This is a genomic window from Bradyrhizobium sp. USDA3010, assembly GCF_056429065.1.
In genome coordinates, this window is record NZ_JBWJZD010000003.1 from 124,585 (window position 1) to 149,098 (window position 24,514).

The 24,514-nt window shown below is 65.8% G+C and carries 24 protein-coding genes; 12 read left to right on the forward strand and 12 right to left on the reverse strand.

Going from position 1 to position 24,514, the window contains the following annotated elements; translation table 11 throughout:
- Positions 1-598 precede the first annotated feature (598 nt).
- The gene (locus AC066Y_RS06105; RefSeq protein WP_478273085.1) at positions 599-1,426 is read left to right on the forward strand and encodes a class I SAM-dependent methyltransferase; all 828 of its coding nucleotides are present in this window, start codon (positions 599-601) and stop codon (positions 1,424-1,426) included.
- Positions 1,427-1,549: 123 nt separating this feature from the next.
- Here the strand turns inward: AC066Y_RS06105 and AC066Y_RS06110 are convergent, their stop codons facing one another.
- The 5 genes from AC066Y_RS06110 to AC066Y_RS06130 all read right to left on the reverse strand — a co-directional run bounded on the left by AC066Y_RS06110 (position 1,550) and on the right by AC066Y_RS06130 (position 6,548).
- The gene (locus tag AC066Y_RS06110; protein ID WP_478273086.1) at positions 1,550-3,199 is read right to left on the reverse strand and encodes a FecR family protein; all 1,650 of its coding nucleotides are present in this window, start codon (positions 3,197-3,199) and stop codon (positions 1,550-1,552) included.
- Between the two features lie 71 nt (positions 3,200-3,270).
- Positions 3,271-3,597, reverse strand: coding sequence for a hypothetical protein (locus AC066Y_RS06115; protein WP_229172423.1), 327 nt, complete (start codon positions 3,595-3,597; stop codon positions 3,271-3,273).
- 155 nt (positions 3,598-3,752) lie between these two features.
- Positions 3,753-4,367: an inner membrane-spanning protein YciB gene (locus AC066Y_RS06120; protein ID WP_478273087.1), complete on the reverse strand. Its 615-nt coding sequence runs from the start codon at positions 4,365-4,367 to the stop codon at positions 3,753-3,755.
- Positions 4,368-4,511: 144 nt separating this feature from the next.
- Positions 4,512-5,615: a helix-turn-helix domain-containing protein gene (locus tag AC066Y_RS06125; RefSeq protein ID WP_478273088.1), complete on the reverse strand. Its 1,104-nt coding sequence runs from the start codon at positions 5,613-5,615 to the stop codon at positions 4,512-4,514.
- Positions 5,616-5,771: 156 nt separating this feature from the next.
- Positions 5,772-6,548, reverse strand: coding sequence for a DUF2147 domain-containing protein (locus AC066Y_RS06130; protein ID WP_478273089.1), 777 nt, complete (start codon positions 6,546-6,548; stop codon positions 5,772-5,774).
- Positions 6,549-6,721: 173 nt separating this feature from the next.
- Between AC066Y_RS06130 and AC066Y_RS06135 the strand changes: the two genes are divergently transcribed.
- On the forward strand, positions 6,722-7,558 hold the full coding sequence (locus tag AC066Y_RS06135; RefSeq protein WP_478273090.1) for a DUF2147 domain-containing protein: 837 nt from the start codon (positions 6,722-6,724) through the stop codon (positions 7,556-7,558).
- A gap of 137 nt (positions 7,559-7,695) precedes the next feature.
- Here AC066Y_RS06135 and AC066Y_RS06140 read toward each other — a convergent pair whose 3' ends face one another.
- The gene (locus tag AC066Y_RS06140) at positions 7,696-7,977 is read right to left on the reverse strand and encodes a hypothetical protein (RefSeq protein ID WP_478273091.1); all 282 of its coding nucleotides are present in this window, start codon (positions 7,975-7,977) and stop codon (positions 7,696-7,698) included.
- 97 nt (positions 7,978-8,074) lie between these two features.
- The gene (locus tag AC066Y_RS06145) at positions 8,075-8,299 is read right to left on the reverse strand and encodes a hypothetical protein (RefSeq protein ID WP_478273092.1); all 225 of its coding nucleotides are present in this window, start codon (positions 8,297-8,299) and stop codon (positions 8,075-8,077) included.
- A 20-nt stretch (positions 8,300-8,319) separates the two neighbouring features.
- On the opposite strand from AC066Y_RS06145, the gene AC066Y_RS06150 reads away from it, so the two are divergent.
- The 3 genes from AC066Y_RS06150 to AC066Y_RS06160 all read left to right on the forward strand — a co-directional run bounded on the left by AC066Y_RS06150 (position 8,320) and on the right by AC066Y_RS06160 (position 10,367).
- On the forward strand, positions 8,320-9,537 hold the full coding sequence (locus tag AC066Y_RS06150) for an extensin-like domain-containing protein (protein WP_478273093.1): 1,218 nt from the start codon (positions 8,320-8,322) through the stop codon (positions 9,535-9,537).
- Between the two features lie 111 nt (positions 9,538-9,648).
- Positions 9,649-10,032 carry a response regulator gene (locus tag AC066Y_RS06155; RefSeq protein WP_050403215.1) on the forward strand — a complete coding sequence of 128 codons (384 nt, stop codon included), beginning with the start codon at positions 9,649-9,651 and terminating at the stop codon, positions 10,030-10,032.
- Positions 10,033-10,172: 140 nt separating this feature from the next.
- Positions 10,173-10,367, forward strand: coding sequence for a hypothetical protein (locus AC066Y_RS06160; RefSeq protein WP_420965681.1), 195 nt, complete (start codon positions 10,173-10,175; stop codon positions 10,365-10,367).
- A gap of 84 nt (positions 10,368-10,451) precedes the next feature.
- On the opposite strand, the gene AC066Y_RS06165 is transcribed toward AC066Y_RS06160, so the two are convergent.
- Positions 10,452-11,042, reverse strand: coding sequence for a TetR/AcrR family transcriptional regulator (locus AC066Y_RS06165; RefSeq protein ID WP_478273094.1), 591 nt, complete (start codon positions 11,040-11,042; stop codon positions 10,452-10,454).
- 123 nt (positions 11,043-11,165) lie between these two features.
- Here AC066Y_RS06165 and AC066Y_RS06170 point away from each other — a divergent pair, with 123 nt between their 5' ends.
- From AC066Y_RS06170 to AC066Y_RS06185, 4 genes are all read left to right on the forward strand, one after another.
- Complete coding sequence (locus tag AC066Y_RS06170; RefSeq protein WP_478273095.1) at positions 11,166-11,546, forward strand: DUF4267 domain-containing protein; 381 nt, start codon at positions 11,166-11,168, stop codon at positions 11,544-11,546.
- A gap of 1 nt (position 11,547) precedes the next feature.
- Positions 11,548-11,868, forward strand: coding sequence for a DoxX family protein (locus AC066Y_RS06175; RefSeq protein ID WP_478273096.1), 321 nt, complete (start codon positions 11,548-11,550; stop codon positions 11,866-11,868).
- Positions 11,869-11,947: 79 nt separating this feature from the next.
- Entirely contained in the window at positions 11,948-12,652 is a 705-nt protein-coding gene (locus tag AC066Y_RS06180; protein ID WP_478273097.1) for an SDR family oxidoreductase, read from the forward strand.
- A gap of 315 nt (positions 12,653-12,967) precedes the next feature.
- Entirely contained in the window at positions 12,968-15,640 is a 2,673-nt protein-coding gene (locus tag AC066Y_RS06185) for a flavin-containing monooxygenase (protein ID WP_478273098.1), read from the forward strand.
- 183 nt (positions 15,641-15,823) lie between these two features.
- Here AC066Y_RS06185 and AC066Y_RS06190 read toward each other — a convergent pair whose 3' ends face one another.
- From AC066Y_RS06190 to AC066Y_RS06205, 4 genes are all read right to left on the reverse strand, one after another.
- Positions 15,824-16,117, reverse strand: coding sequence for a hypothetical protein (locus AC066Y_RS06190; protein WP_092115942.1), 294 nt, complete (start codon positions 16,115-16,117; stop codon positions 15,824-15,826).
- 162 nt (positions 16,118-16,279) lie between these two features.
- Positions 16,280-17,122, reverse strand: coding sequence for a GNAT family N-acetyltransferase (locus AC066Y_RS06195; protein WP_478273099.1), 843 nt, complete (start codon positions 17,120-17,122; stop codon positions 16,280-16,282).
- Positions 17,123-17,299: 177 nt separating this feature from the next.
- A complete protein-coding gene (locus tag AC066Y_RS06200) occupies positions 17,300-18,370 on the reverse strand; it encodes a helix-turn-helix transcriptional regulator (RefSeq protein ID WP_478273100.1) in 1,071 nt (356 codons plus the stop codon).
- Positions 18,371-18,508: 138 nt separating this feature from the next.
- Positions 18,509-19,156, reverse strand: coding sequence for a TetR/AcrR family transcriptional regulator (locus tag AC066Y_RS06205; RefSeq protein ID WP_478273101.1), 648 nt, complete (start codon positions 19,154-19,156; stop codon positions 18,509-18,511).
- Between the two features lie 190 nt (positions 19,157-19,346).
- Here AC066Y_RS06205 and AC066Y_RS06210 point away from each other — a divergent pair, with 190 nt between their 5' ends.
- From AC066Y_RS06210 to AC066Y_RS06220, 3 genes are all read left to right on the forward strand, one after another.
- Positions 19,347-20,663 carry an HlyD family secretion protein gene (locus AC066Y_RS06210; RefSeq protein WP_478273102.1) on the forward strand — a complete coding sequence of 439 codons (1,317 nt, stop codon included), beginning with the start codon at positions 19,347-19,349 and terminating at the stop codon, positions 20,661-20,663.
- Positions 20,664-20,713: 50 nt separating this feature from the next.
- Positions 20,714-22,303 (forward strand): DHA2 family efflux MFS transporter permease subunit, encoded by a 1,590-nt coding sequence (locus tag AC066Y_RS06215; RefSeq protein WP_478273103.1) that lies wholly within the window; start codon positions 20,714-20,716, stop codon positions 22,301-22,303.
- 365 nt (positions 22,304-22,668) lie between these two features.
- Positions 22,669-24,468: an ABC transporter ATP-binding protein gene (locus AC066Y_RS06220; protein WP_478273104.1), complete on the forward strand. Its 1,800-nt coding sequence runs from the start codon at positions 22,669-22,671 to the stop codon at positions 24,466-24,468.
- Positions 24,469-24,514: the final 46 nt, after the last annotated feature.

Genomic DNA, 24,514 nt, shown 5'->3' on the forward strand with positions numbered 1-24,514 from the left:
GCGAGGCGTCGCATGGCGTATCCCGGCCAACCATTATCCGGGGCGCCATCACACTTCGATCAAGGAAACGATAATGTCGATTTCATTCATGGAGTCCTTTTCCAATCCGGTGCGAAGGCATTTTTCCATTCTGCTTTTGCGCATCCGCCGGATCGTCAATCAGTCGGTCGCTGGGATGCTCGCACGCCGCGAGCGGCAGGCAAATTGCCTGATGTCGCGCGATCTCGGCGGCCGACGGTCGAGGGGTGCCGGCAACCGCGGCCCTCGGCCGATCATTCGAAGCGCGCTGCTCGGGCTGATGATCGCGGGTCTGTCGTCGCCCGTGTTCACGAGAGCCGAGGAGCCTGCCGTTCGGGAGCATGGTGCAGCTCAGGCGCAGCAGGCGGTTTGGCCTCAGCGCAGCGGGCACGGCTGCAGGCATCATTCGGATTGGAACATTGTTGCCGCATCCACCATCCCGGTTGTGCTCGAGCGTCGGAGCTAGCTCGCAGCACATTGAAGTCATTGCACGACGCCTTTTTGGCGCAACTCGCGGACTTCAGGCGAAGCCAGCGGCTTCGCCGCCAGCCGCACGACACGTTTTCAAAAGGAGATACACATGAACGTTCAGACCGAAATGCCCACCGTCGACCTCGCTGCCGTCAAGGCACGCCAGCAAGCCACCTGGAGCTCGGGCGACTACGCGATCGTCGGCACCACGCTTCAAATCGTCGGCGAAACGCTCTGCGAGGCAGTCGACCTGCGCAGCAATCAAATGGTGCTCGACGTCGCCGCCGGCAACGGCAACGCGACGCTGGCCGCGGCGCGGCGTTTTGCCGACGTGGTCTCGACCGATTACGTCGGAGCGTTGCTCGAGCGCGGCCGCGAGCGTGCGGCCGCGGAGCGGCTGCCGGTCACGTTCCAGGAGGCGGACGCGGAGAAGCTGCCGTTTGCCGACGCAAGCTTCGACGTCGTGCTGTCGACATTCGGTGTGATGTTCACCGCCGACCAGCAGCAGGCGGCAAACGAATTGCGCCGTGTCTGCCGCATTGGCGGGAAGATCGGCCTTGCGAGCTGGACGCCGGAGGGTTTCATCGGCCAGGTGTTCAAGACCATCGGAAAATATGTGCCGCCGGCGTCGGGCGTGAAGTCTCCTGCGCTATGGGGCACTGAAGCCCATCTCAGTGCCCTGTTCGGGCCTCAGGCCACGGTCGATGCCAAACGCCGGCACTTCAATTTCCGTTACAGGTCGCGCGAGCATTTCCTCGAGATCTTCCGCACCTATTACGGCCCGGTGTTGAAAGCCTTCGGGGCGATCGATGCCGTCAAGCAGCAACTGCTCGCCGCCGACCTGTTCGGCCTGATGGACCAGTTCAATGTCGCCAGGGATGGAACGCTGGTCATCCCCAGCGAATATCTGGAGGCCGTGATCACCAGGCGGGGCTGATCTGCCGCTCGCAATTCGTCGATTGGAGTGTGGCGCCGGCGTTCTCGCCGGTGCCACGCTCGCGCGTCGGATCGCAGAAGCTCGTCAGAGACGCTCCAGCGAGCACGACATTGCTGCGATCGATCAATAGTGACGCTTGTCCTTTGGCTGCGGCCTCGCCGCGCGCGGCGGCGGTGCACGCCGTTGCTGGAAGACGGGGCGTGCCTGCACTGCGGGCCGTTGTAAGCCCGGACGCGGACCCGGTGCAGCTTGCTGAGTGCCGGGCCGCGCCTGGCCCGGGGCCTGCGGCGCAGGCTGGGCCGCGCCCTGTCGCGGCACGCCCGGCTGAGCTGGCTGTCCCGGCTGGCGCACGCCGCCCGGCACCGGCGTGCGTCCGGGTTGCAGGCCGCCTTGACGTGCAGGCGATTGTTGTCCGCCCGGTGGTGTCGCGCCGCCCTGACGCGCGGGTTCTTGGTGCGCGGGCTGTTGCCCCGCTGGCCGTTGTCCGGCTGGCGTCTGGACGCCGGGCGCGTGCGGCAGCGTCGTGCCGCCGGGTTGGCCGGGCAGCGCGTGTTGTGCGCCGCCTTGCTGCTGCGTGCCCGGCTGCTGCGAGCCCTGCCGGCCAGGTGTGCCCGGTTGCGTGCCCGGTTGCTGCGGCTGGCCTGGACGGTTCGGCTGGCCGGGCTGCTGCAACTGGCCCGGACGGTTTTGCTGACCCGGTTGCTGCGGCGCGTTGCGGTTCTGGCCCGGCAGGCCGTTCTGCCGCTGCGGGTTCGGCTGCACCGGCTGGCCGCGATTCGGATAGGGCGCGGCCGGATTGGCCCTGCGGAAGTCGGGATTGGCGCGGCGGAAGTCACGCTGCTCGGTCACGACCTGGCGGCCCAACGTCTGCGCGGAATGCACCGCGCGCACGAAGCCCTGGTCGCGCGTCATCTGTTGCGGCGAGATCGTCAGCGGCACCGCGGCGAAGCGCGCGCCGCCGGTGCCGGGGCGAATCGCAAACCCGCTCGCCCCGCGCGTCAGCACGCCGAGCGAGGCGCCGCTGCGGTCGTTGACCTCGATGCGGCCGACATGTCCGTCGGCGTCGGGATAGAGCTTGATGCCGACATTGTTGCTGGTCGCGGTCGCGCCTTCCGGCACTTCGACAAGGCCGGTGGTGCCGCGGATGCCGAGGGTTGCGGTCGGCGTCGAGATCTTCATGTCGCCGGTCTTGGCCACCGCGGCGGCGACGAACGCCGCCGTGCCCTTGGCGACGTTGAACAGCGCGCTGTTCTGCTGGCCGCCGTCCTCGTAGACATAGTTGTCGATCGTGATCCTGGCGTTGGCCCGCAGGTTGAAGGTGGTGCCGTCGTTGAAGGTGATGCCGAGCGAGGAGGTCGCCGACGTGGCGACGTCGTCATTGGCAAAGATGTCGTCGCGGATCTGCAATGGCGTCGCGGTGTTGTTGCGCGTGACGGTGGCGGTGCCGGTCAATGTCGCGACGTTGCCGATCGGCTCGGGCGCTGTGGCCTGCGGCGCGGCAGCCGGAGCGGGGGCAGGCGTGGCAGGCGCTGACGGTGTCGCATTCGGCGCCGGGGCGGCCGAAGGCGCCGGTGCAGGCTGCGCTTGCGCGAGCTGCGTCAGGTCCGGCGCGGCATTGGCCGTTGCATGCCAACCGATCGTGACGCCGGCACCAAGCAGGAGCGCGTAAAGGAAGGCGCGGCGCATCACCATCGATTCCCGGGAGGCATTGGGGATCGGCAATTGAGCCGCGTCAGGCTGAATGCCGAATGAACGGTCCTGCCTTGTTGTCATGGCGGCCCCGAACGATCAAGCACCGCACTCCCGGAAGGAAGCGCGGTGCCCGCTCGCTGTTGGGGGTTTGCTTAGCCGCGCTTGTGAGGCGTGATGTTGAGTGGCTTCGCCGGCCTGGCCGCGGGCGCATAGCTTGCGGGCTGCGCAGCGGTCGCCGGCGGCACGTAGTGGAACACGGCCTTGCAGCCGTCGCTGAGCAGCGCGCGCTGCCGGACCATGCAGGCGGTGACGCGATCGACATCGGGGATTTCCGAGCTGCACAGCCGCATCGCGTCGCCGGTGCACATCTGCTGCTGCTCGTCGGTGTAGGCATAGGACGCCGAGGTCAAGAGACCGAGCGTGAACGCGGTTGCCGCCAGCAGTTTGCCGTGACGAAGCGTGGAAGCGGTGAAAGCCATGATGTCCCCCTTGTGGTGAGCGCGCCGTTGCAGCGCGTCGTCGAGGCCATCAGTAGGGAGGCTTGGTTTCGGCACTTCTTCGTGCGCACGGCAAAATGGTTTCGTCGCACGCCGGTTTGTTTCGTTAACCACACGCCGCCGGGTAACGTCAGCGCCTACGGTGTCGCCGCCGCCGGAGCCCCCTCGAGCGCGAGCACGGCCTCGCGCTGGGATTCGGGCATGGCGCGGATGCGGCGCCTCGCGGTGAGCCGAAGCGCGGCAAAGCCGCCGAGGAACACCACGATCTTGCTCACGATGCCGAAGATCGGCATCACGACAGCCCATGTCGTGATCTCGCAGGTCAGCGCGACGAAGGCGTTCACGGCGGCGGAGGTGAACATCAGGGCTGCCCAGGCGTAGCCGACCATCACGGCGACATCGGGCACGACCGTCTGCGCGATCTCGGGCAGATAGCGGTTGAGCCAGCCTCGCTTCAGCATCACGACGCCGACGATTGCGTAGATCACGCTCGGCTTGAACAGCACGAAGCGCGGGTCATTCGTAAGCAATGTCGCAGTGCCGGCGGTAACCACCAGGAACAGGCTCAGCCATTCCATGGTGTCGATCCGCCTCCGGCGCACGATCTGGATGCCGATCTGCGTGACGCCGAACGCGATGCCGATACCGACCGAGAGCGCGGTGTTGTGGGTCAGCAGGAACAGAACAAGAAAGACGAGGGTCGACGCCAGGTCGAGGGCCAGCAGCTTTGCCGCGGTGAAAAAGTGCTTCATCGGCTGTCGAACTCCGCTTGCCAGGTCACGTTGCCAGGTCACGTTGTCATGTCACGCCTTGGCGCGATCCGCGCCCGTGTCGGAACAGCTAGGCAGATTGTCGGGCCGCAAGCCTATCGATTTCTGAAATCGAGGAGTGAATTCTCACTCCGACCGAGCGATTTCCGCAGCGTCCGTGGTTTGCGCGGCCGTCGCCCGGCGCCGAAACTCGGTCGGCGTCAGCCCGGTGTCCGCCTTGAAGGCGCGGTTGAACGGGGCCAGCGACTGGAACCCGGCATCGAGCGCAATCGTCAGCACCGGCACCTCGGCCTGGCCGGCATCGGCGAGCGCCGCCTTGGCTTCGTCGAGCCGGTAGCGGTTGAGGAAGGCGTTGAAGTTGCGGTGGCCGAGCCCGTCATTGATCAGCGTCCGCAGCCGGTATTCCGGCATGCCGAGCTTGACCGCCAAGACGCCGATGGTCAGCCCCTCCTGCCGGTAGGTCCGCTCGGTCGCCATCAGGTGCTTGAGGTGATTGAGCGCGGCCTGGCCGGAGGCAGGCGGCCCGCCTTTGGCGAGCGAACGCGCGACCGGTGCGGCCTGGCCAGTTCCGGCGCCGGCAACCGCCGGCTGGCTCTCGGGCGGATCGAACAGCATCATCCAGATCGCGATCAGCGCGAATGCGCCAAGCGCGAGCGCGGCGCTGAGGCTGATCGATCGGGTCGGAATCGCGGCGAGCCCGGCCGCCGCGGCGAACAACATCTGAAGGCCGATGCCGATCAGCAGCGCGATCAGGATCCGGCCGCGTGCCGTGGTCACGGCGGTGCGCCATCCCTTCGGAATTTGCGCGATCCCGAGCACGGCGAAGGCGATCGTCGCCAGCGCCAGGGCGCGGCCGCACGGCCCGGCGAGATCGGGCCAGATCGTCCAGCAATTGTGGCTCACAACACCAAGGCCGGCGAGCAGCGTCCACACCGCCGCGTGCCAGGGCCGCAGGGTAAACCGCTCGTCGAACATCGCGCGCGCCCACAGCCAGAAGATCACCGGCGAGCCCATCGCGAAGGCGATGAACGGAGAGCTCCAGCCGAATGTCGATGCGGGAAAGAACGGCGCAGTGGTGATCGCGTAGGCCGCGCCGGCCACGCCCATCGCGGCACCGAGATGCGCGGCGCGATGCACCGCCGCGTAGCGCAGCAGCAGCACAGCGCAAACCACCAGGAACAGCGCGACCACCGCGCCCCGCAGACCGAGTTCAAGAGCCGTCATCGCCATCGCAAGCCGCCCGCAGGTTCGATTCAACCTCGACACGGCGACGCTTATAGCGCGTCCGGCCATCGACATGAAGCGACCGCCGGACTGGCAGAAAACCTGATGCCGCTCGCCGTTTGCGCGGCAGCGGACATCAGAACGATCCGGAGATGTCAGGCCTTAGCTGACCCGCTTCCAGGTCTGGCCGCCGCAGAACATGCCGCCGAAGGCGCAGCCCTTCACGCGCATCGCATTCGGGCCCTTCATCGCGATCGTCGAGTCGTAGTTGCGGCCGGAGTCGGGATCGTGGATGCGGCCGCTCCACTTGCTGCCGTCGGGCTTCATGTTGATCAGGATGCGCTCGTTGCTCTTCATCGAATAGCCGCAGAGATTGGCGCCGCAGGCTTCGACGCGGACATTGCCCTTGTTTTCCTCGGTGGCCCAGACGCCGATCGGTCCGGTTGGCGCCGCCGCCGGTGCTGGCGCAATCGGAGCGGCTTGCGGCTGCGGCGCAGGCTGCGCGGCGACCGGGGCCGGCGCAGCGGACGCGGCGTCAACCGGCGCGGGGGCCGTGGTGGCAACCGTTGCCGGCGGCGCAGGGGGCGGCGGAGGCGGCGGGACCGCGGCAGCGGCCGGCGCGGCCGGCTGCGGCGCGGCGGCCTGAACCGGCGCAAGTGAAGGTGCAGGTGCGGGCGCGGCCGGCGGCGCGGGTGACGGCGACTTCGTCGAGGCGACATCGTCATCGTCTTCGGACTTCGAGCCGAGGTTCTTGCTGATGCCGCCGATCGTGCCGTTGTAGCCCGGCGCCGAGATGCGGATGCAGGACAGCGCACTGCAATTGCGCGGCGCCTCGACATGGATGCGCTGGCCGTCGATCTGGAAGGTGATGCCGGTGCCGCCGGCATGCGCTGATGTGGTGGCCATCAGCAGCGCGGCGATCGCAACGAGCTTCTTCATCTTAAGTCTCCGTGGCGTTGAGCGGGGGGCGGCGATTGGTCCGGACGCTACGCGCCGCCGGCTCCGGATTCTGTGATGCGCATCACGTTGCCGGGCTGGCTGGCACGGTGATGGAGATCACTGCACCGCGAGCACGGCGACCTTAAGCATCATCGGATGTTTTGGAGGTTTCGATGAAGCGCTTCTGCCTGCTCGTCGCGCTGATGCTGTTCACGCCATTCGCCCATGCCGGTGAGGGCATCTCGTTCTCGATTGGCGGCCATCGCGTCCAAGTGGATTCGACGCGCTGCCGCTCGCTGACCTGCGTTTCGGTGTCAGGTGCATCCAGGCGCGATGACGGCGGTGACAATGGCCGCATGCTGAAGCCGGTGCCCGCGCCGGCAGCGACGGCAGCGATCCCTGCCACGCCGGCCGCGAGCGCGCTGCCCGCGCCCGTGCAGGCAGCATCTCCCGCGCCGCGGCCGGTGACTGTTGACAAGCCCGCTCCGGTTGCCCCCGCGGCTGCGCCGCCACCGCCAGCACCGCCGCCGCGCGTGATGACGCTCCAGCCAGCGCCGGTCGTCGCGGCTCCGCCTTCGTCGCCGGCCGCGGTGCCCGCAGCGCCTGCGCGTCCGGCGCCGCCGGTGATACGTGTCTCGCGCGAGGCCGACGAACCTGACGACGGTCCGATCGGCGACTGGCAGACCGAAGCCAACAATCTGGTGCGCATCCGTCTCTGCGGCACGGCGTTATGCGGCTATGCGCTCGACAGGACCACCCGCGATCTCGGTGAAGCGGTGTTGATCAACATGAAGCCGAAGAACGGCGCACGCTGGAATGGCGGCGTCTACAGCCGGGACAGCGGCAACATCCGTTACGGCACGATCGAATTGAAGAGCGCCGACAGGCTGCGGGTCTCGTCCTGCGCGCTCGGCCGCGTCTATTGCACCGGCGCCGACTGGGTCCGCGTCTCGCACGCTCGGCAGCGCGTGATCACGCAGGGGCAGCCTAGGGGTGAGCCGCGCACCTGAGCGCAGCTGTCCAATTTGTAACCGGATGAGACGCGCGCGATGCGCGCTCCTCGGGGTGACGGAATAAGCTATCGCAAAAAGCAAAGCGCCCGGCGGGGCGGCCGCCGGGCGCTGAACTCAGGGCCTGGTCGAATGCTTTAGAACACGCCGAGAATGATGGCGCCGACGAAGGCGAACGCGATGTACGCGGCCACAATGCTCAGCTTGCTCAGCAGAGGACTCGCGAAATCCATTGGGAAGCTCCCTTGGCTCACAACGCTGCCCGCATTAACGCAAAAGCTAGCAAGCATTAACGCAAAAGCTAGCAAGAGGTTCCTGGCCGAAAAAGTCAGCCTTGCTGCCAAGCTCGATGTTCCCATGCGATGCCGCATTGCGATGCGTGGCTCAAACAGGCGGCGAATCAAGACGTTGAAGCGCACGCAAATAAATTCCGCGGCGTTGCGGGTTGCGGTCAGGCTGCCGGTCCCCGATACCGTCTGTCAGGTCTCAGCATGATTGTAGTGTATGAAAATACAATCAAAAGGTGAATGACGATGCCGGGCACAGGATGTCGAGCCTCCATGCCTTCTCGATCACAACAATGCGGTGGCGTTGCTCTGTTGCGACGTGATGCGGAGCATTCGCCACAGTTGATGACACAACGAGATCGATGCGGTCGCGAATTGCCCTGCCGGGTTCCGCCGCATAGTTAAAGACACCTGAAATCAAACAGTCGAAATGCGTTGAAGAGTCTTTAATCAAATTCGCAGAACCTCCGCGCCATGACGCGTGGAGTTCGTTTGTATCTCGTCGGCTCCCTTGTCCTTGTGTCGCTTGCTGGTTGCGGCCGCGGTCTGTTTCAGACTGCCGAGCGCGAACCGTGGCGGGCCGAGGCCGAGGCCGCTTGCCTGAAATCAGGCGCGGTCAAGGAAGGCCCGGACCTCGTCCGCATCGATCCGATTTCCGGCCCCGGCGTCTGCGGCGCCGAGTTTCCGCTCAAGGTCGCCGCGCTCGGCGAAGCCAGTTCGGCTTACGGATTTGCCGACGACAGCCTGCGTCCACCGGCGTCCGTCGGCAACCAGCCGCGTTGGCCGATCAATCGTCAGCCGGGCCCGCCGCCCGCGCAGGCGCCGTACTCCGAACAGGCCGTCGGCCAACCGAACTATCGCAGCCAACCGAACGGACCGGTGTCGCTGTCGGCGCCCGGCGTCCCGCCGCAGCAGGGCGAGATCGACCTGCCGCCGGATGGCTCGCCCGATGCCAGCGGCGAGCGACCTTATTATCCGGGCCTGCCCGGAAATCCGCAGCGCGAGGGCGCGGCCGCGCCTTACTCACCTGCGCCTTATTCCCAGCAGCCATCCGGCGCGGCGCCGCCGCCGCGGCTCGGCCCGTCCGGCGGCAATCCGGTGATGACGGTCGGCCCAGTTGCAGTGAAGCCTGCCGCAACGCTGGCGTGCCCGATCGTCTCGGTGCTGGAGCGCTGGCTCGCCGAGTCCGTGCAGCCGGCGGCGCAGCGCTGGTTCGGCGCGCGCGTCGTCGAGATCAAGCAGATCTCGGCCTATTCCTGCCGCGGCATGAACGGCAATTCGCACGCGCATATTTCCGAGCATGCCTTTGGCAATGCGCTCGATATCGCAGCCTTCACGCTCTCCGATGGCCGACGCATCTCGGTGAAGGATGGCTGGAAGGGCCTGCCGGAGGAGCAGGGTTTTCTGCGCGATGTCCAGGCCGCCGCCTGCCAGCAATTCACCACGGTGCTGGCGCCGGGTTCCAACGTCTATCACTACGACCACATCCATGTGGATCTGATGCGCCGGGCCAGCCGGCGCGTGATCTGCCAGCCCGCTGCCGTCTCCGGCGAAGAGGTCGCGGCACGCGCCGGCGGCCGTAGCCCCTATGCAGCGCGCGAACCTTATGTCACAGGATCGCTTGGCGGCAGAAAGCCGGCCCCGCGGGGTAAGGCGGGGGTCAACGAAGAAGACGAATTCGCGGACGAATAGGACGCGTCTGATACCCGTATTTTTACTGGGGATGCCGTGCCAACGGTAGCCACTATTTGCTGCATATGCTCGCTGAACCGGGCGCACCCGGCTGATTTCTGGGGGATAGCTTTGCAAGACGTGCCGATCATTCTCGTCATCGAAGACGATCGTGATCTTCAGATGATGGTGGAGGACGCCCTGAGGGACGGCGGCTATGAGCCGGCGATCGCAGGCTCGGGTGAGGAAGCCCTGACGCTGCTGAAGGCGTTCCGTACCAAATACAGTGCACTGGTTACCGACATCCGCCTGCTCGGCCGGCTCGATGGCTGGCGTGTGGCGCGCGGCGCCCGCGAGATCGATCCGTCATTCCCGGTGCTCTACATCACCGGCGGCGGCGGCGACGAGTGGCCGACCCGGGGCGTGCCGGACAGCGTGCTTCTCAACAAGCCGTTCTCGCCCGACGAATTGGTCGCGGCCGTGACGAAGCTGCTCAAGAACGGCGCGCCGGCCTGACGGCGGTCTTGAGCGGCCTGGCGGGCGTGGTGGGTTGTTCGCGGCAGGCGCCTATTCCGCCTTTATAAGATCTCGTCGCGGCTCTTCTCGAATTCATATGTCCTCGCGCTCATCTTCGCCGCAACAGCCGGAGAACGAAGATGACGACCTATCGCGCCTATATCGTCGGACCGCACAGCCGATCCATCGGCGTGGTCAACATGGATTGTAGCGATGACGATCAGGCCGTCACATCGGCGAGCCGTCTTGTCGACCGCCATGATGTCGAACTGTGGCAGATGGATCGGCCGGTCGCCAGGTTCGACGCCTGTTCGAAGCAGGTGTTTCGCAAGTAGTGCGACGCCGCGCACCAGACCAGCGCAGACTCATAAGCGGGCGGCTAGTCTCGATGCGCCGAAGCAGTCATTCAACTGAACGTCTCAGCCGCGAGCACGCGAGCTGTTGCCGGAAGTGACGATCGCTCGCACAATTAGCGCGATGCGCTCGTTGCGCGCGCTGGGCCGAATTCTGCCTGAACGTTCGAGTGTGGCGACCCCATGAAGGGCTGCCCAAAAAGTCTCGGTCACATCAGCTACCTCGACGCAAAACGGCGCGATGACGGCCGCGAGTGCTTCGAAACCGGCCCGCAGTTCGGGTCTGGTGCCAGATTCGGCGAACCGCAAATCCGTTGGCAGGACAAACATGGCGTCGTAAAGCGCGACACGATCCAGCGCAAAGGCGAGATAGGCCAGGGCGACATTCTTGAGGGCGTTTCGTCCTGTCGATCCGCTCGCTGCTTCGCGAAGTGCGACCGTGAGTTCCTTGAAGCCCTCGACTGCAACTGCCGCAACAATCGCATCCCGGTTCTTGAAATGTGAGTAGAGGACGGGCTGGCTATATTCGATCTCGTCGGCGAGACGGCGGACCGTAACGGCATCCCATCCTTCGCGCTCTGCGATCGCCCGCGCTGCCGCGACAATGCGATGCTCGCGCGCAGCTCGGTCCCTGCCTTTCCGCTCAGCGGTACCCAATCCTCGATCTCCCGCACCTGGAAGGCCCAAGTATATCAAGCATCATACCGATGCTTGACATTCTAGCAATGGTATTTATCTAGCAGTGCTAGATATTGTTCTTGAGCTGGATGAGGACGTGTGATGCATTGGCTTGCGCTCGGAACGGGATTGCTCCTGGCCCTGGGAATTATCGCGATCGGCACCCTCTATGTCGCGAGCCCGACAACCGCGACACGCAGTTTCGGCCTGCCGCTTCCTGAAAATGGCACCAACATCGCTTGGTGGCTTCGCCTCAAGGGGGTGCGCGACATTGTCGCGGGACTGGCCGTCTTGGCGTTCATGGTGTTCGGCGCGCCGCGCGAGGTCGGCATCATCCTGCTGGTTGAAGCCATCATCCCCATCGGGGACATGCTGCTCATTCTCGCAGCGAAAGGCTCCACCAAAAGCGCCTTCGGCATTCACGGTCTCACGGCGGTGATCATGGTCCTTGCGGCGATGCCACGGATCATTGGAGTGCCCTGAGATGACGCATGCTCTTTCAACCTGGCTGCTCGCTGCCGGCTTCTTTGGCGCAGGCCTCTTCAACGCGATCAGCACGTCAGCGACCCAAAGCGATTTCGCTCGGTGGGGCTACCCGCGCTGGTGGGGCATTTTGACCGGCGGACTGGAGATGATAAGCGCTGTTCTGATTGCAATTCCCGTCAGTCGGGTTGCCGGCCTGGTGCTTGGGGCGGCCATCATTGCGGCCGCGGTTTCCACCGTTCTGCGCCACCGTGATTTTTCTCATCTTGTGCCACTTGGCGTCTTTGTCGTCTTGATCGCTCTTGCCGCGGCCTCGTCCTGAGCGCCACCCCGGGTGTCGCGCTGCCCGATCCCTGATGATAGACCTTGCTTCAACTTCGTCATCAAACGGGATCTCGGTCATGACAGCAGAGAAGGTCGCACTCGTCACCGCAGGCGGCAGCGGCATGGGAGCGGCGGCGGCGCGGCGGCTTGCCGCAGATGGATTTCGCGTTGCGATTCTGTCGTCGTCGGGCAAGGGCGAGGCGCTGGCCGGCGAGCTCGGCGGCATCGGCTTCACCGGCTCGAACCGTTCGAACGATGATCTGAGGCGCGCCGTCGATGGCGTAATGGCGCGCTGGGGCCGCATCGATGCGCTGGTCAACAGCGCCGGCCACGGCCCGCGTGCGGGCGTGCTGGAATTGACCGACGAGCAGTGGCACACCGGTCTCGACGTCTATCTGATGAACGTGATCCGCCCGACACGTCTCGTCGCACCTCACATGCAGGCGCAGAAGTCGGGCGCGATCGTCAACATTTCCACCGCCTGGGCATTCGAGCCGAGCGCGATGTTTCCGACCTCTGCGGTGTTCCGCGCCGGGCTCGCCGCGTTCACAAAACTGTTCACCGACAGCTACGCGGCTGACAACGTCCGCATGAACAATGTACTGCCGGGCTGGATCGACAGCCTGCCGGCAACCGACGCGCGCCGCGACAGCGTGCCGATGAAGCGCTACGGCAAGGCGGAGGAGATCGCCGCGACGATCGCGTTCCTCGTCTCGGACGGCGCGGGCTACATCACCGGCCAGAACATCCGCGTCGATGGCGGCTTGATGCGGTCGGTTTGATCAACTGGTGGACCCGTCGTCCTGAGGTGCGAGCGCAGCGAGCCTCGAAGGATGCGCGGCCCGATCGGCGGCCGTGCATCCTTCGAGACGCACGCAAGCGCGTGCTCCTCAGGATGACGGGTCTACCGCCACGCGTCGGCTTTCGCCGATGTGAATGCCGCACGCGCCGCAAGACACTTGCGTCCACACGCTGCGCATCCTGCTCCAGCCTGCAAGCGCCACAATTGCGGCGACCTCAGATTGCGTATGTCGTGATGACAAACTGAAAGCGCAGGGCTAGCCTTCCGGCAAATCAAAACATACGGGAGGAATGGCATGCCAGACGCAGCAGTTGCAGCACGCGCTTCGGACTCCACGCACAGCGGAACTACGCAGCAGGTCGACGTCGCAGTCGTCGGCGCCGGTTTCGCCGGTCTCTATCTGTTGCATCGGTTGCGCAAGGCGGGCTTCTCGGCGGTTGCGCTCGAAGAGGGCGCCGATGTCGGCGGCACCTGGTACTGGAACCGGTATCCCGGCGCGCGCTGCGACATCCAGACCATCGATTACAGCTACACCTTCGATCCCGAGCTCGATCAGGCGTGGACCTGGTCGGAGAAGTACGCGACCCAGCCGGAAATCCTGCGCTATCTCGGCTTCGTCGCCGACCGCTACGATCTGCGCCGCGATATCAGGTTCGGCACCAAGGTCACGCAGGCGACCTGGGACGACGCGATCGCGCGCTGGCGGATTGCGACCAACAACGGCGCCAACGTCTCGTGCCGCTACTACATCATGGCGACCGGCTGCCTGTCGTCGCCGAAGCCGCCGGAAATCGACGGCGTCAAGGACTTCAAGGGCGAGATCTATTTTACCGGCCGCTGGCCACATCAGGGCGTCGACCTGAAGGGCAAGCGCGCCGCCGTGATCGGCACCGGATCGTCGGGCATTCAGTCGATCCCGTTGATCGCCGAACAGGCCGCGCAACTCACCGTGTTCCAGCGCACGCCGAATTTCGCATTGCCGGCCGGCAACGGTCCGGCGCCGGAAGATCGCAAGAGCTTCTTCGAGAGCGACCGCGCAGCCTATCGCGAGCAGGCGCGCTGGTCGATGGCCGGCGTGCCGTATCCGCAGCAGACCGTGGTGAGCTGGCAATTGAGCGACGCCGAACGCCGCGAGCGGTTCGAGAAGGCGTGGGCGGTGGGCGACCTCGTCCACATCCTGACCCAGCTCTGGGCCGACCAGGCGGTCGATGTCGACGGCAACCGGCTGGTCGCCGATCTGATCCGCGAGAAGATCGGTGCCGTGGTCAAGGATCCGGAGACGGCCGCGGCGCTCACCCCGCACGATCATCCGTTCGGCGCCAAGCGTCCCTGCCTCGATACCAATTACTACGCGACCTACAACCGTCCGAACGTGACGCTGGTCAATCTGCGGCAGGAGCCGATCAAGGCGATCACCGCCGGTGGCATCTCGACCGACAAGCGCAGCTTCGATGTCGACGTCATCGTGTTCGCCACCGGCTTCGACGCGATGACCGGCGCGATCATGGCGGTGCATCCGATCTCCGGCCGCGGCGGCAAGTCGCTGTCGGATGTCTGGGCGCGCGGACCGCAGACCTATCTCGGCGTCACCGTCGCGGGCTTCCCCAATCTGTTCATGATCACCGGTCCCGGCAGCCCGTCGGTGCTGTCGAACATGGCGGTGTCGATCGAGCAGCATGTCGACTGGGTGGTGGACCGCATCGTCGCGTTGCGCGACGCCGGTTTCACCACGATGGAAGCAACCGAGACTGCGCAGGCCGGCTGGGAACGCCACATGGCCGATTGCGCGACACTGACGCTGCACCGGCTTGCCAACACCTGGTACACGGGCGCCAACGTGCCCGGCAAGCCGCAGGGCGTGATGCCCTATACCGGCGGCGTCGGTCCGTATCGCAGCATCTGCAACGAGGTGGTCGGGCGCGGCATGCTCGGCTTCAAGCTCTCGGGTCCCGGCGTTGCCGAGCAGTGCAATGACGGCGAGGTGGTGCGTTTGCAGCCGGATGTGCGGCTGGTGCTCAACATGCTCGGCGAGATGAACCTGCCGCCGATCGAGACGATGGGCGCGCAGGGCGCCCGCGACTTCCTCAACGAGTTCAACAAGGGCCGTCCTGCCGGCCGCCCGGTCGGCGAGGTCGGCACCGGCATGCTGCAAGGCGCCGATGGTCCGCTGCCGTACAAGCTGTATCGTCCGGCGACGCCGGGGCCGCATCCGATCGTGGTGTATTTCCACGGCGGCGGCTGGGTGCTCGGCGACGAGCTGTCGGATGATCCGTTCTGCCGCGATCTGTGCCGGCGCACCGGCATGATCATCGTCAGCGTCGGCTATCGCCACGCGCCCGAGCATCGCTTCCCGGCTGCGGCGGAGGACGGCTATGCGGCGACACGGTGGATCGCCGCCCACACCGCCGAGCTCGGCGGCAGGGCAGGGCCGGTGCTGGTCGCAGGCTGGAGCGCCGGCGGCAACATCGCGGCCATCACCTGCCAGCTCGCGCGCGACCGCGGCGGGCCCGAGATCGCAGGCCAGCTCTTGATCTGCCCGGTCACCGACTCCTCGTTCGACCGGCAGTCCTATGTCGACAACGCGGCCGGCTACTTCCTGACGCGCGGGCTGATGTTCTGGTTCTGGGACCTGTACTGCTCGCCGGCCGACCGCACCGATCCGCGCGTCGCGCCGTTGCGCGGCAAGCTCGAAGGCCTGCCGCCGGCGTTCATTGCGACTGCGGAGTTCGATCCGCTGCGCGACGAGGGCAATGCCTATGGCGACGCGCTCGCGAAGGCCGGCGTCAAGGTCGAGCAGCTCAAGGCGCAGGGCCACTTCCACTCGTCGTTCGTGATGGTCGACGTCATCATCACCGGCGTCGCCGGGCGCGTGAAGATGGCGAAGGCGCTGCGACGCTTCGCCGGACTGCCCGAGGAGTTGGAGCAGGACAACGTCGCCGTGCCGCGGGTCAACGCCGCGGCGAACTAGAGCATGATCCGAAAAAGTACGAAGCGGTTTTCCGAAGAGATCATGTTTAAACAATGAGCTAATGCGCGATGAAGATTCAACCTGATCTCATCGCGCTTTAGGGGCGCAAATCCCCGCGGCTTGCCCGCGGAGATTTCGCATGACTCCGCAGCTCCAGTTCTGATTCAATCAGAACCGGAAGCTCTAGAGGAAGGCGAGGTGCTCGACCTTGTTCACGACGTCGTCGAGCGTCTGCTTGGTGGCCGCGGTATCGCCGCCGGCCATGAACACCTGCCAGAACTGTCGATCGACATTGTGCAGATGCAGGATGGACACGCGGACGCCGTTCTTGTTGCCGGCAACCTCTGACTGGGTATTGACGACATCGGTGAAGCCGTTCTGCTTCAGCGTGTTGGCGACGACGCCCTTGAGCTCGCCGACATTGGCGAGTGCCTCGCTAAGGCCCATGCTGCGGAAATTGAAAAACAGGAACGCCATGCGACACCTCCTTCTGTTGCGGACGAGCGCAGCGCGCGGAAGTGCGCCGAACTGGCTCTCTCGCTCAACCAGAGGTGTATTTCCCTATTGAATAATCGCGTTATGAGCCGCTTCACAGGAACCGCGTTCGCGAGCGTGCGTCATTTGAACGCACGGGCTTTCCTAGCCGAGCTCGAACGTCGTGACGCCGAACACGCGATCGATCCGCAATGGCGGGATCGCGCCGGTGTACATCCGGGCGGTCTCGAACACCGGCGACAGCCCGAGGCCTTGCGCCAGCGCCACGGCATCGCGGTTGACCGCGGGGACATCGAGGAAGATGTCGCCGCCGCCTGCGCTCGCGAGCAATGCGGACAGGATGGTCTCGGCGCCGGCGCGGTCATCGGCGACGAGCGGACCGATCTTGTGGCCGGTGCGGCACGGACGGATCACGCCCCAGCCGGCCAGCCTGCCGTCACGCATCAGCGCGCGCCCGACATGTCCTGACGTATTGATCCAGGTGCGCAGGAAGGCCGGACGCGGTGCGGGAAACACCGTGGCGTCATCGGCCTCGACCAGCGCCATCGGCAGATCGGCCAGCGCGATGATGCCGGCGTTCGGCGCGGACGGTGCGGTGACCGTGCCGCCGTAGCGCACATTGGCGTAAGCGAGCGCGAAGCCGGACTTTTGGTAGTTCGCCTGCTGCGCCACCACGCCGTCGAGCCCGATCACGCGCGGATGCGCATGCGCGATGGCCGCATTCCAGATCTTCAGACCGTAGCCGCGGCCGCGCAGATCCGGGCGCACGATATAGAAGCCGAGGAAAGAGAAATGCGCGCCGTAGTTGACGCAGGAGATCACCGCGGCAGGCCGGCCGTCGAGCTCGCCGATGAAGAAGCCCTGCGGATCTTCGGCGGCAAAGCAGGACGCATCGGCGAGACCGGGATTCCATCCCTCCGCCGCGGCCCAGTTGATCGCGAGCGCGATCTCGTCCGATCGCATCTGCCGGATGGTCAGGTCGTTCATGGCGGATGATCACCTCGAATTAGCGGCGCAACAGCCATGGTAGCGCGATAATGGCTCTCCGTCATTGCCAGCGGAGCGAAGCAATCCATCGGGGCAAGAAGGGTGGATTGCTTCGCTTCGCTCGCAATGACGAAAGATCAGTTCGCCTGCTTCGGCCGGTATGGTGCGGCGCCATGCTCAGGCGATCCGTAGGACGAGGTTGACCAGTTCGGGCTGGCGGTGCGTGCCGGTTTTGGCGAAGGCCGACTTCAACTGGTTGCGTGCCGTGTCGCGAACGATCCCGAGCCGTTCGGCAGCGTCGGCGATCGAGAGGCCGCCCGCGAGCAGCGCCACCAGCCGCGCTTCTGCCGGCGTGAGGCCGAATGCCTGCGCGATCATGCCGGGCTCGGGCATCGCGCGTGGCGTCAAATTGACGAAGACCAGCATCGCCCGCGCGCCGAGGAAGACGTTGCGTGCCGCACCGTCGATCGGCAACACGCGCAACACCACCGGCCCCTTGTGCGTACGGCGGATCAGGATCGGCTCGATCGGCAGCGCCGCGCGCTCGGGTGCGGCGCGGATCAGATCGACGACTTGATCAAGCCGCGCCTGTGCCGCTTTGTCGCGCACGATCAGCCGGCGATCCCTGATCCTGATGTCCGCATCGAAGCCGGCATCGGCGGCTTCGTTGCGATCGATCACGAGGCCTGCGCGGTCGAGTGCGACGGCCGGCTGCCGCACCCGGTCGAGAATGCCGGTCATGGAGGCGAGCGCGATGCGGCCGACCGCAGTCGACAGCGTCGCTGTCTCCGTCAGGCGCGGCCCCAGCTGAGCCAGCAGCCGCGTCTCCCGTGTATCGAAATGTCCTTCCTCCCCGGTGCGCTGCAACGTCAGCACCCACGGTGCGCTGTCGGCCCAGAAGCCGATGCCGGCGAACCATTTGAAGCCGAACGGATACAGCACCTCATTGTACATCGGATCCGACCGGATCTGCTCGGGCGTCAACAAGTCCTGATCGGTGATCACTTCGCCGGCCATTGCTCGCGAAACGCCTGGAGCGCGCGAATCCTGCTCATGCCAGTTGTGTGCGAAGTAGAGCTGCACCATCTCTTCGGTCGACGCGGTGCGCGGCACGTCCGGGGTCCGCACGTCGCTTTGCAGCAGCACGGCGCCGGTTGCGCCCGCCGCTTCGCAGATCGACGTCATGATGTCGGTCCGCGCCGTCGGGTCGACCACTGCGTCCCCCAGCCGCGCCATCACGCTGGACATTCGATCTGGGTCGATATCCCCGTTCATGCAGGGAATTGTCGCGCGAGGTGGCGTCGCGCGACAAGCACCAAGTTGCGGTCCTTCCAAAGGGAATAGTCGTATTGGGTCGTCACTCGCCTGTCTTGCGACGGCGGGGGTTCAATCCGTCTGCTTTGGCCGGTATGCGGCGAAGAACACGCGCGTGGCGCTGTCGACGACGGTTGCGATCCGCTCCGGCGAGGGCGACGGATTGGCCTGGAAGATGAACGCCTGGAACAGCGTCGCCTGGCACATCTGCATGAACTGCCAGGCCGCGAGCTGATAGTCGTCGATCTCGAGCTCGCCGAGCGCGGCACGCGCCTCGAGATAGGCGGCGAAGCGGTCGACGGTGTGGGCGATCACATGGGTGTAGAACCGGCTGCCGAGCTCGGGCATCCGCTCGGCGATCGCCATCACGGTGCGGATCGCGGAGCCGCCGCCGGGCCGGCACAGCACCGCGACATAGGCACGGCCGAATTCGGGGAGGGTGGTGTCGACGTCGCGTGCCGGATCGAAGTTGAAGGCGACCTTGCCCTGCTCGCGCTTTTCCTCCTCGACGATCGCCGCGAACAGCCCGGCCTTGTCGGGGAAATACACGTACAGGGTGCCCTTGGAGACCCCCGCGGCGCGGGCGATCTCGCCCATGCTGGCGCCGTCGAAGCCGAGCTCCAGGAATACCTTGCGGGCGCCGTCCAGGATCTGGCGGCGCTTCGAGGACTCCTCGTCACCGACGACGAGGTGGAGGGGGTTTGGGGGCGCTGCAACCATTGGTTTAGCTTCTCGCGAAAGAACTCAACCCAGAATCAGTCCGGGAAGAATCGAAGCCTTATAATCCGCTGGGCGGGAATGTAGATTGACCGAACCGTTCGGTCAATGGTATTAGTGGGAGTGACGATGCGCCGCACGGCCCTTCTTCCGCCATTGCGCGCGTCAGGATTTTTGGTGGGGAGCCTCGGTTATGGCCGCAGCACGGGATCAGGCTGCACGCATTGTTCGTTCCGGGCCTGAGACCGCCGCGGACGCGATGGCGCGCGACGCGTCCGCCGATCTCGGCGAGCAGGCCAGAACTGACGAAGCCAAAAGGGCCGACGAAGCCAAGAGTCCCGGCGACAAGAGTCCCGCCGAGGCGCCGCCCGCTTCTGCGCCCGAACAGCCGGCGGCGTCGCCCGCTGCCGCAGCGCCGAAATCCGGCAAGCGCCGATTCGTGATGATGGGCCTGCTCGGGCTGCTCGCGCTCGCCGGCGCGAGCTATGCCGCCTATTACCTGTTGATCGGGCGCTTCTACATCTCGACCGACGACGCCTATGTCCGCGCCAACAACACCATGCTCGGCGCGCGCGTCGCGGGCCATATCGCGGCGATCCTGCCCGGCGACAACACGCTGGTGCGTGCAGGCGATGTGATCTTCCGGATCGATGACGGCGACTATCGTATCGCGGTTGATGCCGCGCGCACGCGGATCGCGACCCAGCAGGCGACGATCGAGCGCATCGGTCGCCAGGTCGCGGCGGCCGAAAGCTCGGTCGAGCAGGCGCATGCGCAGCTCGTCTCCGCCGAAGCCGGCCTGAAGCGCGCCGATCTCGATTTCGATCGCCAGCAGGCGCTGAGCACCAAGGGCTTTGCCTCGCGCGCCACCTTCGAAGTTTCCGAAGCTGGCCGGGATCAGGGCGCGGCCGCAGTGCGGTCGGCGCAGGCTGCCTACGACGCCGCAAAGAGCAACGTCGATGTCACCAAGGCGCAGCAGGCCGAGGCCCGCGCCCAGCTCGCCGAATTGCAGACCCAGCTCGCCAAGGCCGAGCGCGATCTCGATTTCACCCAGGTGCGCGCGCCGGTCGACGGCACCTTCTCCAACCGTCTCGTCAACACCGGCGACTACATCAATGTCGGCCAGCGGCTCGGCAATGTGGTGCCGCTCGACGGCGTCTTCATCGACGCCAACTACAAAGAGACCCAGCTCAAGCGCATCCGCACCGGACAGCGGGTGACGATCAAGGTCGACGCCTATGGTTTCCGCAAGTTCACCGGCATCGTCGACAGCATCTCGCCGGCCGCGGGCTCGGTGTTCACGCTGCTGCCGCCCGACAACGCCACCGGCAACTTCACCAAGATCGTGCAGCGTCTGCCGGTCCGCATCCGGGTGCCGAACAGCGTTGCGAAGCAGGGCATGCTGCGCGCCGGCATGTCGGTCTACACCACCGTCGACACGCGAGAGGGCGCGGCCGACGCCGACGCCGATACCGACCTCGACGCGCCGATGATGATCCATCCGCAGTGATGCCTTGAAGCTTCGAACCGCGGGTTCGAAGCGCGGAGCCTGATGAGCCCATGGCCGACGCGACCACTGCCTCTCCCTCGATGATGACCGGCGCCTCGGAGTCCGAGCGGCTCCAGCCCAAGCGGGTGGTCGCCTTCATCATCATGGTGTTCGGCATGTTCATGTCGATCCTGGACATCCAGATCGTCTCGGCCTCGCTCACCGAGATCCAGGCCGGCCTGTCGGCGTCGTCGACCGAAGTGTCGTGGGTGCAGACCGCCTATCTGATCGCCGAGGTGATCGCGATCCCGCTGTCCGGCTTCCTGTCGCGCGCGCTCGGCACCCGGCTGTTGTTTGCGATCTCGGCGTTCGGCTTCACGGTGTCGAGCCTCTTGTGCGGCTTCGCCTCCTCGATCGAGCAGATGATCCTGTGGCGCGCGCTGCAGGGCTTCCTCGGTGCCGGCATGATCCCGACGGTGTTCGCCTCGGCCTACACCATCTTCCCGCGCTCCAAGTTCTACATCGTGGCGCCGATCATCGGGCTGGTCGCGACGCTGGCGCCGACCGTTGGGCCGACCGTCGGCGGCTACATCACCGATCTGATGTCGTGGCACTGGCTGTTCTTCATCAACATCGTGCCCGGCGTCATCATCACCATCGGCGTGCTGGCGCTGGTCGATTTCGACCAGCCGAACTTCGCGCTGCTCGATCGCTTCGACTGGTGGGGCCTGATCTTCATGGGCGGCTTCCTCGGCTCGCTGGAATATGTGCTCGAGGAAGGCCCGCAATATGAATGGCTGCAGGACACCTCGGTCGCGGTCTGCGCCGCGATCTGCTTCGTTTCGGCGATTGCCTTCTTCTGGCGGGTGCTGACCGCGGAGGAGCCGATCGTCGATCTCTATGCCTTCAGCAACCGCAATTTCGCGGTCGGCTGCGTGCTGCAATTCTGCATCGGCATCGGGCTCTACGGCCTGACCTACGTCTATCCGCGCTATCTCGCCGAGATCCGCGGCTACAGCGCGCTGATGATCGGCGAGACCATGTTCGTCTCCGGCGTCACCATGTTCTTCATGGCCCCGGTCGTCGGCCGGCTGATGCAGAAGGTCGATTTGCGCTACATCATCGCCTTCGGCCTCGTCACCTTCGCGCTCGGCTCCTGGCAGATGACCTGGATCACGCGCGAGTACGATTTCTACGAGCTGCTGGTGCCGCAGATCCTGCGCGGCATCGGCATGATGTGCGCGATGGTGCCGACCAACAACATCGCGCTCGCCACACTGCCGCAGGACCGCGTCAAGAATGCTTCCGGCCTGTTCAACCTGATGCGCAATCTCGGCGGCGCGGTCGGGCTCGCCGTGATCAACGAGGTGCTCAACGATCGCACCGACCTGCACATCTCGCGGCTGCACGACCGCGTGACCTGGGGCAACGCCACCGCGGTCGAGACCCTCAATATGTTCACCCAGCGCATGCAGGGCATGGGCGATTCCGCCATCATGGCGATGAAGCAGCTCTCGCAGATCGTGCACCGCCAGGCCGCGGTGATGGGCTATGGCGACGCCTTCTTCATGCTGTCGCTGTTCTATGTCGGCCTCAGCCTGCTGGTGCTGTTCGTCAACAAGCCGCCGTCGATGACCGCGGGCGGTGGCGACGCGCATTGAGCGCATCGGCTTTGCGCGCGGTGTGCGCCCGGTCGCGGGCAGAGCGTTGCATCGCCGACACATTGACGCACTCACGCGCTTGTCATCTTGCCAATCGCGGGTGATGCATTTATAAGCAGCGCCATCGTTTCACGAACCGGGGAGATGCACATGATGTCGTTTGTTTCGCAGACCGTGCGCCCGCGTTCGTTGCTGCTGGGCGCTCTCGCGCATTAGGTCCCAGCGCTGATCGGGCATGATGCCCGATCATCCAAACTTCCCAACACCTTACCGATTGTTTTCAGCGACGCTTGCGGCCGGATTCCGTCCGCGCGTTGCCTCAGATGGAGCCGGCCGGCGCAGCACATGCGTGGCCGGAATGTGCCATGACCTCTCTGACGACCAAGCGACCGGCCGCGATCCGGATCGTCCTGCCATTCGTGTTCCGCCACTGGCTGGAGCAGCCGCTGCGCGCTTTCGCCGTGACGGCGGGCTTCCTCGGTGCGACCGCGGCCGACCTGTTCATGCCGGTGTTCTCCGGCCATCTGGTCGACGCGCTGACCGCGGGCGCCACCGATGCCGCCGCGCGCCATGCGGCGATGCTGGCGTTCGGCGCCATCGTCGGCCTCGGCGCGCTGTCGCTGCTGCTGCGGCTGGTCGGTATCCAGACTATCGTGCCGTTCACGCTGAAGACGATGTCCGATGTCGGGCAGCAGGCCTTCATGCGCGTGCAACGCTTCTCGACCGACTGGCACGCCAACTCGTTCGCGGGCTCCACCGTGCGCAAGATCACGCGCGGCATGTGGGCGCTCGACCTGTTGAACGACACCATCCTGATGGCGCTGTTGCCGTCGCTCGTCGTGCTGCTCGGCTCGATGATCCTGCTCGGGCTGCACTGGCCATCGCTCGGCGCGGTGATTGCCGTGGGCTCGGTGATCTATGTCGCGATGACCATGGTGTTCCAGGTGCGCTACGTCGCGCCTGCCGCGCGCGTCTCCAATGCGTGGGACACCAAGGTCGGCGGCACGCTGGCCGACGCCTTGACCTGCAACGCGGTGGTGAAGTCGTTCGGCGCCGAGACGCGCGAGGATATGCGGCTGGACGGCGTCATCAGCCGCTGGCGCCGGCGGGTGCGGCGGACCTGGCTGCGCTACAACCACACCTCGACGGCGCAGCTCCTGGTGCTGTTGTGCTTCCGCGCCTCGGTGATCGGCGGCGCGATCCTGCTGTGGGCGGCCGGCCACGCCACGCCGGGCGACGTCACCTATGTGCTGACCAGCTACTACATCATCCACGCCTATCTGCGGGATGTCGGCATGCACATCAACAACCTGCAGCGTTCGGTGAACGACATGGAGGAGCTGGTGCAGATCCATGGCGAGCCGCTCGGCATTGTCGACGCTGACGATGCCGGGACGATCGACATCCAGGGCGGCCGCATCATGTTCGACGACGTCACGTTCCATTATGGCGGCCATCGCTTGCCGCTCTATGACGGGCTGTCGGTCGACATCGATGCCGGCGAGCGCGTCGGCCTGGTCGGGCGCTCCGGCTCCGGCAAGACGACCTTCGTCAAGCTGGTGCAGCGGCTCTACGACGTCTCCGGCGGCAAGATCCTGATCGACGGTCAGGATATCGCCAGGGCGACGCAGCAATCGCTGCGCAGCCAGATCGCGATCGTGCAGCAGGAGCCGATCCTGTTTCACCGCACGCTGGCGGAGAACATCGCCTATGGCCGGCCGGGCGCCAGCATGGAGGCGATCGAGCAGGCGGCGCGGCTTGCCAACGCGCACGACTTCATCATGCGGCTGCCGAAGGATTACGGCACGCTGGTGGGCGAGCGCGGCGTCAAGCTGTCGGGCGGCGAACGGCAGCGCGTGGCGCTGGCACGCGCCTTCCTGGCGGATGCGCCCATTCTGATCCTGGACGAGGCGACCTCGAGCCTCGATTCGGAATCCGAGGCGCTGATCCAGCAGGCAATGGAGCGGCTGATGAAGGGCCGCACCTCGATCGTGATCGCGCACCGGCTGTCGACCGTGCGCAGCATGGATCGCATCCTGGTGTTCGATCGCGGCGAGATCGTCGAGCAGGGCACGCACGAGGCACTTGCGGCCCGGCAGGGCGGCATCTACCGCGGCCTGTTCGAGCGGCAGGCGACCGGGTTCGGCCAGGCTGCGGCGGAGTAAGTCAGTGGCGCGCGGCTGATGGACCGATGTCCGCCAGCCGCGCGCT

Excerpts from the sequence above, each read along its gene's own strand:
- AC066Y_RS06175 (WP_478273096.1), top strand. The coding sequence starts at position 11,548 with ATGACGCATGCTCTTTCAACCTGGCTGCTCGCTGCCGGCTTCTTTGGC.
- AC066Y_RS06205 (WP_478273101.1), bottom strand. The coding sequence starts at position 19,156 with ATGGTTGCAGCGCCCCCAAACCCCCTCCACCTCGTCGTCGGTGACGAG.
- AC066Y_RS06150 (WP_478273093.1), top strand. The coding sequence starts at position 8,320 with ATGACGCGTGGAGTTCGTTTGTATCTCGTCGGCTCCCTTGTCCTTGTG.
- AC066Y_RS06215 (WP_478273103.1), top strand. The coding sequence starts at position 20,714 with ATGGCCGACGCGACCACTGCCTCTCCCTCGATGATGACCGGCGCCTCG.
- AC066Y_RS06115 (WP_229172423.1), bottom strand. The coding sequence starts at position 3,597 with ATGGCTTTCACCGCTTCCACGCTTCGTCACGGCAAACTGCTGGCGGCA.
- AC066Y_RS06125 (WP_478273088.1), bottom strand. The coding sequence starts at position 5,615 with ATGGCGATGACGGCTCTTGAACTCGGTCTGCGGGGCGCGGTGGTCGCG.
- AC066Y_RS06105 (WP_478273085.1), top strand. The coding sequence starts at position 599 with ATGAACGTTCAGACCGAAATGCCCACCGTCGACCTCGCTGCCGTCAAG.
- AC066Y_RS06120 (WP_478273087.1), bottom strand. The coding sequence starts at position 4,367 with ATGAAGCACTTTTTCACCGCGGCAAAGCTGCTGGCCCTCGACCTGGCG.
- AC066Y_RS06210 (WP_478273102.1), top strand. The coding sequence starts at position 19,347 with ATGGCCGCAGCACGGGATCAGGCTGCACGCATTGTTCGTTCCGGGCCT.
- AC066Y_RS06185 (WP_478273098.1), top strand. The coding sequence starts at position 12,968 with ATGCCAGACGCAGCAGTTGCAGCACGCGCTTCGGACTCCACGCACAGC.
- AC066Y_RS06190 (WP_092115942.1), bottom strand. The coding sequence starts at position 16,117 with ATGGCGTTCCTGTTTTTCAATTTCCGCAGCATGGGCCTTAGCGAGGCA.
- AC066Y_RS06170 (WP_478273095.1), top strand. The coding sequence starts at position 11,166 with ATGCATTGGCTTGCGCTCGGAACGGGATTGCTCCTGGCCCTGGGAATT.
- AC066Y_RS06110 (WP_478273086.1), bottom strand. The coding sequence starts at position 3,199 with ATGACAACAAGGCAGGACCGTTCATTCGGCATTCAGCCTGACGCGGCT.
- AC066Y_RS06220 (WP_478273104.1), top strand. The coding sequence starts at position 22,669 with ATGACCTCTCTGACGACCAAGCGACCGGCCGCGATCCGGATCGTCCTG.
- AC066Y_RS06130 (WP_478273089.1), bottom strand. The coding sequence starts at position 6,548 with ATGAAGAAGCTCGTTGCGATCGCCGCGCTGCTGATGGCCACCACATCA.
- AC066Y_RS06180 (WP_478273097.1), top strand. The coding sequence starts at position 11,948 with ATGACAGCAGAGAAGGTCGCACTCGTCACCGCAGGCGGCAGCGGCATG.
- AC066Y_RS06135 (WP_478273090.1), top strand. The coding sequence starts at position 6,722 with ATGAAGCGCTTCTGCCTGCTCGTCGCGCTGATGCTGTTCACGCCATTC.
- AC066Y_RS06200 (WP_478273100.1), bottom strand. The coding sequence starts at position 18,370 with ATGTCCAGCGTGATGGCGCGGCTGGGGGACGCAGTGGTCGACCCGACG.
- AC066Y_RS06195 (WP_478273099.1), bottom strand. The coding sequence starts at position 17,122 with ATGAACGACCTGACCATCCGGCAGATGCGATCGGACGAGATCGCGCTC.
- AC066Y_RS06160 (WP_420965681.1), top strand. The coding sequence starts at position 10,173 with ATGACGACCTATCGCGCCTATATCGTCGGACCGCACAGCCGATCCATC.